11 protein-coding genes are annotated in these 12,538 nt (G+C 67.5%); 5 read left to right on the forward strand and 6 right to left on the reverse strand.

The genetic code is table 11. The features are described from left to right. Window positions 1-23 precede the first annotated feature (23 nt). A complete protein-coding gene (locus tag ABH926_RS01410; protein WP_370363375.1) occupies window positions 24-1,034 on the forward strand; it encodes an oxygenase MpaB family protein in 1,011 nt (336 codons plus the stop codon). On the opposite strand, the gene ABH926_RS01415 is transcribed toward ABH926_RS01410, so the two are convergent. The 6 genes from ABH926_RS01415 to rpsO form a co-directional block, all read right to left on the reverse strand. Continuing rightward, the gene (locus ABH926_RS01415) at window positions 989-2,503 is read right to left on the reverse strand and encodes an alpha/beta hydrolase (RefSeq protein ID WP_370363376.1); all 1,515 of its coding nucleotides are present in this window, start codon (window positions 2,501-2,503) and stop codon (window positions 989-991) included. The two genes, ABH926_RS01410 and ABH926_RS01415, sit on opposite strands and share 46 nt — an antisense overlap. A 161-nt stretch (window positions 2,504-2,664) precedes the next feature. After that, window positions 2,665-3,114, reverse strand: a complete 450-nt coding sequence (locus tag ABH926_RS01420; RefSeq protein ID WP_370363377.1) for a hypothetical protein — start codon at window positions 3,112-3,114, stop codon at window positions 2,665-2,667. A gap of 30 nt (window positions 3,115-3,144) precedes the next feature. Beyond that, window positions 3,145-3,912, reverse strand: a complete 768-nt coding sequence (dapB, locus tag ABH926_RS01425) for a 4-hydroxy-tetrahydrodipicolinate reductase (protein WP_370363378.1) — start codon at window positions 3,910-3,912, stop codon at window positions 3,145-3,147. Then, a complete protein-coding gene (locus ABH926_RS01430) occupies window positions 3,909-5,228 on the reverse strand; it encodes a M16 family metallopeptidase (RefSeq protein ID WP_370363379.1) in 1,320 nt (439 codons plus the stop codon). The genes dapB and ABH926_RS01430 overlap by 4 nt, the downstream gene beginning before the upstream one ends. Before the next feature lie 5 nt (window positions 5,229-5,233). Then, entirely contained in the window at window positions 5,234-7,453 is a 2,220-nt protein-coding gene (locus ABH926_RS01435) for a polyribonucleotide nucleotidyltransferase (protein ID WP_370363380.1), read from the reverse strand. Window positions 7,454-7,788: 335 nt separating this feature from the next. Further along, window positions 7,789-8,058 carry a 30S ribosomal protein S15 gene (gene rpsO / locus ABH926_RS01440; RefSeq protein WP_370363381.1) on the reverse strand — a complete coding sequence of 90 codons (270 nt, stop codon included), beginning with the start codon at window positions 8,056-8,058 and terminating at the stop codon, window positions 7,789-7,791. Between the two features lie 438 nt (window positions 8,059-8,496). Here rpsO and ABH926_RS01445 point away from each other — a divergent pair, with 438 nt between their 5' ends. From ABH926_RS01445 to ABH926_RS01460, 4 genes are all read left to right on the forward strand, one after another. Further along, on the forward strand, window positions 8,497-8,661 hold the full coding sequence (locus ABH926_RS01445) for a hypothetical protein (protein WP_370363382.1): 165 nt from the start codon (window positions 8,497-8,499) through the stop codon (window positions 8,659-8,661). Further along, entirely contained in the window at window positions 8,658-10,019 is a 1,362-nt protein-coding gene (locus ABH926_RS01450) for a hypothetical protein (protein WP_370363383.1), read from the forward strand. The genes ABH926_RS01445 and ABH926_RS01450 overlap by 4 nt, the downstream gene beginning before the upstream one ends. Continuing rightward, window positions 9,950-11,056: a S8 family serine peptidase gene (locus tag ABH926_RS01455; RefSeq protein WP_370363384.1), complete on the forward strand. Its 1,107-nt coding sequence runs from the start codon at window positions 9,950-9,952 to the stop codon at window positions 11,054-11,056. The genes ABH926_RS01450 and ABH926_RS01455 overlap by 70 nt, the downstream gene beginning before the upstream one ends. A gap of 122 nt (window positions 11,057-11,178) precedes the next feature. Further along, a complete protein-coding gene (locus ABH926_RS01460; protein WP_370363385.1) occupies window positions 11,179-12,534 on the forward strand; it encodes an HNH endonuclease in 1,356 nt (451 codons plus the stop codon). The last annotated feature ends 4 nt before the right edge of the window (window positions 12,535-12,538 follow it).

A 12,538-nucleotide genomic window follows, 5' to 3' on the forward strand; every position in this document is an offset into this window, starting at 1 on the left:
CACTGTATAAGGAGGCACACCCGATGCCCCACCCCAGCGCCGAGGACGTCCCCGTCTCCCCCGACCGCGGACCGCTGCGCAGCCTCGACAACGGCTTCTTCGGCCCGGACTCGGTGAGCTGGAAGGTCTGGACGTCGCCGACCTCGCTGATCGGATTCCAGCGCGCCGTGGTACTCGAGCACTTCGATCCCCCGCTGGCCGCCGCGGTCGCCGACAGCGGCGGCATCTATGAGGACCCGCACGGCCGCCTCGACCAGACGCTCGCCTACTTCCTCACAGTGGCCGTCGGCGACAGCCGCACCGTGATTCAGGCCGCCGAATTCCTGATGCGTGTCCACGCTAAGACCACAGGCGTGGAGCCCATAGCGGGGAAACGCTACAGCGCCAACAACCCGGAGTCCCAGCTGTGGATTCACATAACGGGATGGCACAGCGTCCTGAAGTGTTACGAGCTCTATGGTCCCGGCCGCTTGTCCAAAGCCGACGAGGACCGTTACTGGGCCGAGTGTCGCGTCGCCGCCGAGCTCCAGACCTGCGATCCCGCAGACGTCCCGCGCAATCGGGAAGAAGTGAAGGCGTACTTCGAGAAGGTGCGACCTCAGCTGTGTTCCTCAGAGCGTGCGCACCGCGGGATGCACTATCTGCTCTACCCGCCCTTCAAGAAGGTGGGCTTCCGCATCTGGGCCGCATCCCGTTTCACGGCGATCCTGAGCATCCATTCGCTGCCTACCTGGATGCGTCGCACAGGCGGTTTCCACCAGTGGCGGCTCATAGACTTCGGCATCCGTATAGCGCGACCGTTCATCCGCATAGGAACGCGTATCGCTAAGGTGCCGCGCGTCGGGATCACAGTCATCGCTCCGGTCGCCCCGGTCACCGGCAAAGTCCTGCGGCAGCACTACAGATCAGCGCCACCGCAGGACTCGGCGATCGTCACTCCGGCGCGGGCCCGCGAACTCCACGGGACGATGGGCTCACGCCGCGCCGATCAGCAGGCTGTCCCCGGAGCCGGCGGCGCCGCGTTGACGATGTAGTCGTCGACGTGCGCGTCCAGACATGGCGATCCGTTGCCGCCATAAGCGGTGTGGCCATGCGACTCCGACGTGAGAAGGACTCCGTTCGCCAAGGAGTTCGCGACATGGACACCCCACTGGTAGGGCGTGATCGGGTCGCCGATCGAGGAGACCACCAGGATCGGCGGCGCGCCGGGGGCCCGGACGACATGCGGGAGATCGGTGGTCGGCCAGGACCCACAGGGCAACGCCATCGTCGCGCGCTCGGCGCCGAGGTGCGGCGACGCGGCTTCAGAGGCAGCCAGGAGCGATCGGTAGCCGGCCGTTCCGCTCGGCCACGGCCGATCGGTGCAGAACAGCGCGACGTTGTCTTGGAACCCGGCGGCGTAGCCGGTCGCGGCTCCAGACGATCCGGACGCTCCCAGAGTGCGGCTGTTCCACAGGTCTGCCAGGCCCAGGATCTGAGTTCCGTCTCCATTGGCGGCGGCCGAGAGCGCGGGACTGGTGAGCGCGTAAAAGGCTCCCGGCGCTACAGAGTTGAGGCGCAATGCCGACGCCAACTCGGCCGGGCCCACCGTGCGCGTGGTGCCCTGAGCCGGCAGCGGCGCCGTCTTCACCTGCTGCTGGAGCTTGTCGATCAAGGCCATGATGCCGGCCGAGGTCGGAGCCGGACAGGTGACGCCGGCAGTCGTGTTGCAGACGTCGGCGTAATGCTGGAGTTCACTCTCCTCGGACACCGCGCCTTGCACCGTAGCCTGGGTAGCGGTGAGAGACGGGTCGAAGATGCCGTCGAGCGTCATGGTCCTGATGCGGTCCGGGAACATCTCGGCATAGATGAGCCCCTGGTAGGAGCCGTAGGAGTAGCCGAAGTAGTTCATCTTGCTGTCGCCGAGCAGCGCCCGCAGGATGTCCATGTCCCGAGCGTTCGCGACCGACCCGAGCTGACCCAGCAGACCGGGCGCCGAGTTGGCGCGGCAGCCCGCCGTGAGCTCCCGCCCGGCCGCGACCAGGGCCGAGACGCCCCGTTGCGTGGACGGCGCGGGATCCAGATGCGTGAAGGCATCGATCGCCGCGGTGTCCCCGCAGGTCAACGTGGGGTCACTGCCCTCGATCCCGCGCCGGTCCCACGAGACCACGTCGAAGTCCGCCTGCACCGACGCGCCCATCGACGACACGTCCCCCGGCAGGTCCGTCAGCCCTGAATCGCCGGGCCCGCCCGGGTCGAGGATCAGGCTCCCGACACGATGGGCCGGATCGCCGGCCGGCTTCTTGATCACCGGAAGCCGGAAGTCCCCCGCTCCGGGCCGCCCGTAGTCGCGCGGCACGACGAAGGTCGCGCACTCGAACCCCGGGATCCCCGCACACGGCTGCCAATCCAGCCGTTGTCCGTAGTATCCCGCGAGCGGTTCCGCCGCCGTCGCCGCCGCGGGCGCCGCCATCCCGGCCACGACCAGAGCGATCGCCCCGAGCGCTGCCAAATGTCTTCGCATGTCCGCCTCCCCGTGTCACGCGGTCGGCGAACGCCGGCCGCCGGGAGACAGGACGAGGTGGATTTCCACGGCCGTTGCGACCGTTACCGGATCGAGACACCGGCGTTACGGAGTGCGATGATCTTCGGGGCCGTGCGGATGCGCCGGAACCGGCGGGCGTTTCAGCCCTGCGCCTGCAGCCGGTCCAGCTCGATGGCCTTCCGCAACGCCTTGCGCGCGCGGGACCGGTCTCGCGCGTCGTTGTACGCCAGGGACAGCCGGTACCAGCCCCGCCAGTTCTCCGGATCAGCCTCGACCTCGGCCTTGCGCTGCTCGAAGATCTCGTCGGCGGCCTTCAGATCGGGCCGGCCGGAGGGCCGCCGCGGGATCTCCTCCGTGGGCCACAGGCCCTCGGCCTCCAGCCGGGTCCCGAGGCGCGAAGAGGCGTTGCCCATCCGCACCTCGGTGACCACGAACCAGACACCCACCACCGGCAGCATCAGCACGCCGATCCCGAACAGCACCAGCACCGGCTTGCCGGTCGCCACCAGCCACACCCCGCGCTGGACGGCCAGCAGCAGGTAGAAACACAGGATGACGACCAGGATCAGGGCCGTGGTGCGGTTGCGCATGAGCGGTGTGCCTATCGGGGTCTTTGCGATCTAAAGGTCCAGCAACGCGTCCAGGCCGACGGTCAGGCCGGCCGGCAGCGTACCGGTCTTCTTGCAGGCCAGCACCACGCCCGGCATGAACGAGGCGCGGTCCAGCGAGTCGTGCCGGATGGTCAGGGTCTCCCCGACGGTGCCGAGCAGGACCTCCTGGTGCGCGATCAGGCCGCGCAGCCGGATCGAGTGCACCGGGATGCTCTCGACCGCTGCGCCCCGAGCACCCTCGAGGCCGGTCTTCGTCGCGTCGGGCATCGGCGCGCTGCCGGCCGCGGCACGGGCCTCGGCGACCAGCTCCGCGGTGCGGGTCGCGGTGCCCGAGGGCGCGTCGACCTTGTCCGGGTGGTGCAGCTCGACGATCTCCACGCTCTCGAAGTACGGCGCCGCGGTGGCCGCGAACCGCATCATCAGCACCGCGCCGATGGAGAAGTTCGGGGCGACCAGGACGCGCACGTCAGTCCCGTGCAGCAGCGCGCGGACCTGCTCCTGCCGGGCCTCGTCGAAGCCCGAGGTGCCGACCACGACGTTGATCCCGTTCCGGACGCAGAACTCGATGTTCTGCATGGTCACGCCGGGGTGGGTGAAGTCGACCGCGATCTCGGCGCCGGCCTCGACCGCGCGCTGCGGGTCGTCGTCGACGTCGATCTGCGCGACCAGGTCCAGGCCCGGCGCGTCCAGCACGGCACGGCAGACGGCCTGCCCCATCCGGCCGGCCGCCCCGAACACCGCGACCTTCACGACCGACTGCCCCAGAGCGGCTGTCATGCCAGTGCCCCTTCGAACGATGAAGCGTCCTGGTAGTCGCCGATGACCGCGATCGCCGGGGGCCGCCGCAGGAACTCCTCGGCGACCTCCTTGACGTCCTGCAGCGTCACCGACTCGACCCGCCCCAGCAGCTCCTCGATGGTGAGGTGCTCGCCGTAGACGAGTTCGTTCTTCCCGATCCGGGTCATCTGCGACCCGGTGTCCTCCAGCGAGAGCACCGTGGAGCCGCGCACCTGGCCGATGCCCCGGCGCAGCTCCTCCTCGGTGACGCCGCCGTCGGCGACCTTGGCGACCTCGTCGCGGCAGATCTTCAGCACCTCGGTGAAGTTCTCCGGCTGGCAGCCGGCGTACACCCCGAACATGCCGCAGTCGGCGTGGTGCGAGGAGAAGCTGTAGACCGAGTAGGCCAGTCCGCGCTTCTCCCGGACCTCCTGGAACAGCCGTGAGGACATGCCGCCGCCGAGGATGGTGGACAGGATGCCCAGCGGGTAGCGGCGGCGGTCGTTGCGGGCCACGCCCGGCACGCCGAGCACGACGTGCGTCTGCTCGGTCTGCTTGGACACCAGGCGCAGGCCCGAGTGCGCGGCCCCGCAGTCGCCGCCGATGCGCGGCACGACCGGCTGCCGGTCGGCGTCCCGGACCCCGCGGGCCTGGGCGAACGCCGCGTCCACCAGGGCCACCACCACGTCGTGGTCCAGATTGCCGGCCGCCGAGACCACCAGGTGGTCGTCGGTGTAGTGGGAGTGGTAGTACTCGGCGATCGCGTCCCGGGTCAGGGCGTTGACCGACTCCGCCGAGCCCAGGATCGGCCGGCCGAGCGGGGAGTCGCCGAGCAGCGCGTAGGCGAACTCGTCGTGGATCTGGTCGGCCGGCTCGTCCTCGGTCATCGCCATCTCCTCGAGGATGACGTTGCGCTCGGAGGCGACGTCCTCGGGGCGGATGAGCGCGGAGGTGACCAGGTCGCAGATCACGTCGATGGCCAGCGGCAGGTCGGTGTCGAGCACGCGCGCGTAATAGCACGTGTACTCCTTGGCGGTGAAGGCGTTCATCTCGCCGCCGACCGCGTCGATCGCCGCCGAGATGTCCAGCGCCGACCGCTTCGCCGTGCCCTTGAAGAGCAGGTGCTCCAGGTAGTGCGTGGCGCCGGACTCCTCGGCGTGCTCGTCGCGCGAGCCGATGCCGGTCCAGATGCCGAACGTCACAGACCGAACGGATGGCATGGTCTCCGTGACCACGCGCAAACCGCCGGGCAGGACGGTGCGGCGCACAGTGCCGCTGCCGTTCTGCCCGGCGATCAGGGTCTCAGCCGGGTTCAAGAGGATTACTCCGCCTTGGCCTCGGCCTTGGCCTCGGAGCCCTCGGCGTCCGGCAGCACCGGGATCAGCGAGAGCTTGCCGCGGGAGTCGATCTCGGCGATCTCCACCTGCACCTTGTCGCCGACCTTGATGACGTCCTCGACGTTCTCCACCCGCTTGCCGCCGGCCAGCTTCTTGAGCTGGGAGACGTGCAGCAGGCCGTCGCGGCCCGGCATCAGCGAGACGAACGCGCCGAACGTCGTGGTCTTCACCACGGTGCCCAGGTAGCGCTCGCCGACCTCCGGCATCGTCGGGTTCGCGATCTGGTTGATCGTGGCCCGCGCGGCCTCGGCGGCCGAGCCGTTGGCCGCACCGATGTAGATGGTCCCGTCGTCCTCGATCGTGATCTCGGCGCCGGTGTCCTCCTGGATCTGGTTGATCATCTTGCCCTTCGGGCCGATGACCTCGCCGATCTTGTCCACCGGGATCTTCACCGAGATGATGCGCGGAGCGAACTCGCTCATCTCGTCCGGGACGTCGATGGCCTCCATCATGACGTCCAGGATGTGCAGGCGGGCGTCCTTGGCCTGCTTCAGGGCGGCGGCCAGGACCGAGGCCGGGATGCCGTCCAGCTTGGTGTCCAGCTGCAGCGCGGTGACGAAGTCCTTGGTGCCGGCGACCTTGAAGTCCATGTCGCCGAACGCGTCCTCGGCACCGAGGATGTCGGTCAGCGCGACGTACTCGGTCTTGCCGTCGATCTCGGCCGAGACCAGGCCCATGGCGATACCGGCGACCGGGGCCTTCAGCGGCACACCGGCGTTCAGCAGGGACATGGTCGAGGCGCAGACCGAGCCCATCGAGGTCGAGCCGTTGGAGCTCAGCGCCTCGGACACCTGGCGGATCGCGTAGGGGAAGTCCTCGCGGGCCGGCAGCACCGGGACGAGCGCACGCTCGGCGAGGGCGCCGTGGCCGATCTCGCGGCGCTTGGGCGAACCCACGCGGCCGGTCTCACCGGTGGAGTACGGCGGGAAGTTGTAGTTGTGCATGTAGCGCTTGCGCGTCTCGGGGTTCAGCGTGTCCAGCTGCTGCTCCATCCGGAGCATGTTCAGCGTGGTGATGCCCAGGATCTGGGTCTCGCCCCGCTCGAACAGCGCCGAGCCGTGGACCCGCGGCACAACCTCGACCTCGGCGCTCAGCGGACGGATGTCCCGCACGCCACGGCCGTCGATACGCACCTGGTCACGGATGATGCGCTCGCGCACCAGCTTCTTGGTCAGGGCGCGGAACGCCCCGCCGATCTCCTTCTCGCGACCCTCGAACTGCTGCGCGAGCTTCTCCACGACCAGCGCCTTGACGCGGTCCAGCTCCTCCTCGCGCTCGTGCTTGCCGGCGATGGTCAGCGCGTTGGCCAGCTCGGTCTTGGCGGTCGCGGTCACCGCCTCCAGCACGTCGTCCTGGTAGTCCAGGAAGCGCGGGAATTCCGCGGTCTCCTTGGCGGCCTGCGAGGCCAGCTGCTGCTGGGCCACGCACAGCGCCTTGATGAAGGGCTTGGCGGCCTCCAGGCCGTCGGCGACGACCTCCTCGGTCGGGGCGGTGGAGCCGCCGGCGACCAGGGCCACGGTCTCGCTGGTGGCCTCGGCCTCGACCATCATGATCGCGACGTCGCCGTCCTCCAGCACCCGGCCGGCCACGACCATGTCGAACACGGCGTCGGCGAGCTCGGTGTGGGTCGGGAAGGCGACCCAGCGGTCCTGGATCAGCGCGACGCGCACGCCGCCGATGGGACCGGAGAACGGCAGACCCGCCAGCTGGGTCGAAGCCGACGCGGCGTTGATCGCCACGACGTCGTACAGGTGATCCGGGTTCAGCGCCATGACCGTGGCCACGACCTGCACCTCGTTGCGCAGGCCCTTGGCGAAGGACGGACGCAGCGGCCGGTCGATGAGCCGGCAGGTGAGGATCGCGTCCTCACTGGGCCGGCCCTCCCGCCGGAAGAAGGAGCCGGGGATACGACCCACGGCGTACATGCGCTCCTCGACATCGACCGTCAACGGGAAGAAGTCGAGCGAGTCCTTGGGAGACTTGGAGGCGGTGGTCGCCGAAAGGACCATCGTCTCCTCGTCCAGATAGGCCACGACAGACCCGGCGGCCTGACGGGCCAGCCGGCCCGTCTCGAAGCGCACGGTGCGCTGACCGAACGGACCGTTGTCGATCACAGCCTCGGTGGTGAAAACACCCTCGGACAAGAGGTACTCCTCAGTTCGAATGCGGCGGACTGAAGAGGACGCGTTTGTCGTGGGGCTCACGCCGCCGTGTGGCGGCCCGGTCTTCGATCGAAGCCCCCGGGCGTAGAACGTCCCGAGGGCCACTACCGAAGATCGGCGCCCAACCGGCCACTTCGACGCGAGCGACGTCGCGCAGTGCCTCTTCAGTTCCCTAAAACGTATGGAACTTTTCCGGTACCCACTCTAACCGGAAAAGTCGTCAGCTTGGTCCGGCCCAGCACCCACCGGGTACACAACAGGAGCGGTCCGTGACGAACGGACCGCTCCTGTTCAAGCTACGAACAACCCAGCGGAACCTACCGCCGCAGCCCCAGCTTCTCGATCAGCGCGCGGTACCGCACGATGTCGGTCTTCTGCAGGTACCCCTGCAGCCGCCGCCGCTGACCCACCAGAAGCAGCAGCCCCCGCCGGCTGTGGTGGTCGTGCTTGTGGAACTTCAGGTGCTCGGTGAGCTCGTTGATCCGGTACGTGAGCAGCGCGATCTGCACCTCCGGGGAGCCCGTGTCGCTCGGCCCGGTCCCGTACTCCTCAACGATCTTCTTCTTCGTAGCAGCGTCCAGGGACACAGTGACTCCTCGTAAGATTGTGGTCGCTGAGCGCCCCCGGTCGACTCCACGGGGAACCACACAACTCGCGGCCGACTGCCAACGGTACCACCCCAACCCCACCCCCATCCCAAAGCCCCACCCGGGGAGGCCCCACGCCCCATGAAAACCACACCCACCACAACCCCCACCTTCCACACCTGCCTAGACCACCTGGCATCCCTCCGCCGAGCCCTAGCCGACCTGGAAGCAACCCTCTCCGCCCCCCACGCCCACCACTGGCCCACCATCGACCCCACACTCCACACAGGCCCAGCGGCGTGGCGCACAGAAAAGAACGACGCCGCCACATATGTATATGGACTGCTGAACGAAGCCGCCCCCCTCGGCGACACCCACACAGACTTAGTCCGCCACCTGCAAGCCTGGTACCAACGCATCCACGAAACGATCACCGCCATGACCACCTACGCGGAGCGCACCCGCGCCACCTACGCCGCCGCCGACGAAGCGGTAGCCGCCGCTGCCGCCGCCGCGACGCGAGCAGCGGAGGGGTGCGTGGGGCGTGGGCTGGGCGCTGGCGGTTCGGGCAGCCTGAGCAGCTCGGGCGGGGGGATGCCGTGAGCGAATCCCAGTTCGCGTACGAAGGCTTCACCCTCGACGAGCTGCGGAGCCTGGCTGCTTCGCCGCAGGTCGGGAGTATGCAGGCGATGCCGGAGTCCTTTCGCGCCCTGGCCGACCGGGTCGGCGAGGTCGCGGACCTCCTTTCGCACGCACAAGCAGACTTGCCGAACTGGTGGAAGGGGGCAGCCGCGGAACAGGCGGCGGCGACGCTGGGGCGTGCTGCAGCCGAGGCGCGGGAGTTCCACGGAAGTGCCCTGGCGGCCGCCACCGCTGTCGGCCGATGCGCCCAAGTGGTTGCCGAGCAGCAGCATCAGATGATGAACGTACCTGACGTAGCGGAGCCCGGCGTCACGGCCGTGGTGCAGCGCCCCGCGACGTCGTTCGAGGCTCTCGAGGCGGCGCGACAGGACGCCAACTATCAGGCGGCGCACGAGCAAGCTGTGCAGGTGGTCAACGGTATCGCCGCGCAGTATATCGAAACACACGCCCAGCTTTCAAGTATCGGGTTTAAATTCGATAAGGGATTTACTCCTATCGAGGAATCAAATGTATCCAACTTTACAGGAGATTCCAGTAAGAGCCACCCGTCGACAACACAGTCAGCCGTAGCCGAATTTCCGCAGCCCGGCGAACATCGATATCAATCGTTGAGACATCACACAACCCCGAAAACGCCCTCCAGGAAGCCGGCGTCTTTGACAGCCCTTCAAGCTGGCGACCATGGCTTCGAGTCCGCCTCTAGAGAAAGCAGCGCAAGCAAAGAAACAGGGTATGCCCCCAGAAGCTTCGACTTAGTCGATGCCCCCGCTTCACACAAGTCACCCCCTGGCACCCTAAAGGCGAAAGCTGAAGCACTAGGAGCCACCCCTGAGACATTTACCGCAGCCAAAGAGACCGCACCGGCGTTCTCCTCCAACGAAGGGACAATCACAAATAGCAGGTGGCAAACTCGCGCGGACGATGATGCTATCCACAAAGAACAAGCGACCAACGACCAAAAGTCTCTTTCCACCGTCGAATCCGCAAAGCCCTTCCATCGAACGACTGATACGACTGGCGAGGGGGCGCCTACATCTGCAGCTGAGGAGCACTTCCTCCTGCCCCAAGTAGCCAACGGCGACGCAGTTCCACCTCAACCGAAACCCCAACAGACGCCTCAATCGCAGCGTGAAGCGGCTAACGACGAAAGCGCCGCAATGATTCCCCCCTTCAGCGGCTTGGGCTCTATACACCGTACGCGCGAAGAACGTAATCCTCGTCCGGCATACCTCAAAGAGCGAAAAAGCGTATGGGTATCCACTACAATCGCTGCACCCGCAGACGGAGTTATCGGTCCAGACTGGTCCGAGCGTCCCTAGTAATCGGCCTCTCCGTAACACATGCACACCTTGCAAGTGCGTCAACAGATACCCAATGGGCCCTTCGCTACCTTCAGGCCGAAAAGGTTTGGGAAATTACACGCGGCGCACGGACTGAGGTTGCAGTCGTAGATACCGGCGTCCAGCCAGATACCGATACCGCCGTCAATCTTCTTTCTGGTGCAGACTTCTCAGACTCAACCGGCGTCAGCACTGGAAGTGGCCGCCTCGATAAGGATGAAGATGGGCACGGCACTGGTGAAGCATCGATTATTGGAGGCGCCGGGGTGAGAACACTCGGCTTATCGCCCGAGTCGAGCATTCTTCCAGTGCGGGCCACAGATGGGTCTAGCGCCGGCCTGACTTTTGGTCTCGCCCCAGCAATCGAGTTCGCCATTTCCCATAAGGCTTCTGTGATCAACTTGGCCTTGGGATACGAACAAGCTGACGCCGACATCCATCGTGCGGTCCAGGATGCTCTCAATCACGATGTTGTCGTCGTTGCCGCTGTCGGCAACGACGGAACCTCGCAGCAGTACTACCCAGCGGCGTGGCCTGGCGTGGTCGGCGTGGGGGCGATTGATAGTTCGGGGAATGTGTGGAGTCAGTCGAACACGGGGGCTGACGTGGCGTTGGTGGCGCCAGGGGTCCATATTCTGCGGGACGACAATCAGGGGCGGGTGGGGTATTCCGATGGGACGTCGGAGGCTACCGCCTATGTTTCTGCTGCGGCCGCTTTGGTGCGGAGTGCGCATCCGGGGTGGAGTGCTGCGGAGGTTGTTGCGGCTTTGGAGGCGACCGCTGATAAGCCTGCTGCGATGCGGGGGGCTGTTCGGGATGATCGGTATGGGGCGGGGATTTTGGATGTTTTGGCGGCTGTGCGGCTTGCGGAGCCGCCGGTTGTTGGGGGTGCGGTCGCGGCGCCGGTGCCTCGGGCCGGCAGCGGCTTGGGGTGGTGGTGGCTCGTTGGCGCGGGTGCGGTGGTTGGTGGTGTGGGCGTCTTCTTTGGGGCGCGGCGGTGGGTGCGGCGCGCCTGATGCGAAGTCTTTTTATATGAGTTAGTCGAAGTGCCCTATTTAGTCGATATAGCCCACTTACATCAGCTATCGTAGATTCCGTCAGAACAGGCGTGCGGGGAACACGTCGAAGGGACACGACGATGGTCGACCCGCTGCGCCAGCTCACCGATGCCACGACCTGCCTTGCGGGGCTGGATCCGCTCACCTACGACACGGGCGGCAGCCTGGCTGTGGCGCGGGCTGCCGAGCAGGTGTCGCGCGCGGCTGAGGGGGTGCTGGTCCGGTGTGTCCGGACGTGGCATGACCGGGGTGATCCGGTTCAGACGCCGGAGACCAGGCGCGAGGAGCTTTCGTGGCGGGCCACTGATGCTGCTCGGAAGGCCCTGATCGTTGATCTGGGGCGGACGAGGGGTGATGCCGGGCGTCTGATAGCCACGGTCAAGGCGCTGAGGAAGGATCCGCCGACCGAGGATGCGCTGAGGACCGGTGATATCTCCGCTCCGCAGGCCAGGATCATCGCTGAGGCTCTTGCCGCGCTCGCGCACCAGCCGGACGAGGTTGTCGACCGGGTCCGCAGGGCGCTGATCGCGCGGGCGATGGCAGATGGGGCCGAGAATCTGCGGGAGCATGCCGAGGACGCGGCGCATCGCATCGCGCCGGCCACCGTGCTCAACCGGGCCAGGGCGGCCGAGGAGAAGCGCGGGTTCCATATGACTCCTGTGCTCGACGGCTACGTGGCCGGCGGCTTTTTGTCCACCACGGGTGGCGATGCGTTGCTTACGGCCTTGGATTCGCTCGCCGACCAGCGTGCGGGGGACGAGGCTGAGCAGGCCGACGGGACCCAGGACCTCGCCAAGGCCCGGGCTGATGCCCTGGTGCGGCTGGCCGAGGACCGGCTGCGGTCCGGTGACCTGCCACAGCGCCACAACGGGCCCACGACCATGGCCATCGTCATGCGGGCCGATACGGCGCAGGCGCTGCCGGGGGCGCCGGCGGCGCGGACGGGGCGTGGGCGCGCCGTCCCCGCCGCCGAGGCGCACATGCTGCGGTGCGAAGCCGCGTTGCGGGCGGTGCTGGTGGACGGCGACGGCGAGGTGCTGTGGCAGGGCCGCAGACGACGGCTCGCGACCCGTGCCCAGTACGAGGCCATGGCGGTGCGTGATGGAGGCTGCACGGCGCCGGGTTGCGGTCGGCCGCCGCGCGAGTGCGATGCGCACCATGACATCCCGTGGGGTGCGGGCGGCCATACCGACATCGACCAGATGCGCCTGCTGTGCCGCCGCCATCATCGCGAGCTGCATGACGAGCTCTGGCAGCGGCAGCACGGCTGGCAGGAGGCGGAGGTCCGGGCGCACAACGAGCAGCGCCGGTTCCAGAAGCCGCGGACTCCCTGGTACGCGGACACGCCAGCCTGGTATCCCGGGCCGAGCCCGTGGCGGCCCGACGCTCCGGAGGCCACGGCTGCTGCCGAGGTTGCGGGTGGTGAGGCGCGATGACCGG

The organism is Catenulispora sp. GP43 (assembly GCF_041260665.1).
Classification (GTDB): domain Bacteria; phylum Actinomycetota; class Actinomycetes; order Streptomycetales; family Catenulisporaceae; genus Catenulispora.

What these genes read in the sequence shown, in the direction of transcription:
- ABH926_RS01410 (WP_370363375.1), top strand. Translation starts at nt 24, where the DNA reads ATGCCCCACCCCAGCGCCGAGGACGTCCCCGTCTCCCCCGACCGCGGA.
- ABH926_RS01415 (WP_370363376.1), bottom strand. Translation starts at nt 2,503, where the DNA reads ATGCGAAGACATTTGGCAGCGCTCGGGGCGATCGCTCTGGTCGTGGCC.
- ABH926_RS01420 (WP_370363377.1), bottom strand. Translation starts at nt 3,114, where the DNA reads ATGCGCAACCGCACCACGGCCCTGATCCTGGTCGTCATCCTGTGTTTC.
- dapB (WP_370363378.1), bottom strand. Translation starts at nt 3,912, where the DNA reads ATGACAGCCGCTCTGGGGCAGTCGGTCGTGAAGGTCGCGGTGTTCGGG.
- ABH926_RS01445 (WP_370363382.1), top strand. Translation starts at nt 8,497, where the DNA reads ATGACCACCTACGCGGAGCGCACCCGCGCCACCTACGCCGCCGCCGAC.
- ABH926_RS01455 (WP_370363384.1), top strand. Translation starts at nt 9,950, where the DNA reads ATGGGTATCCACTACAATCGCTGCACCCGCAGACGGAGTTATCGGTCC.
- ABH926_RS01460 (WP_370363385.1), top strand. Translation starts at nt 11,179, where the DNA reads ATGGTCGACCCGCTGCGCCAGCTCACCGATGCCACGACCTGCCTTGCG.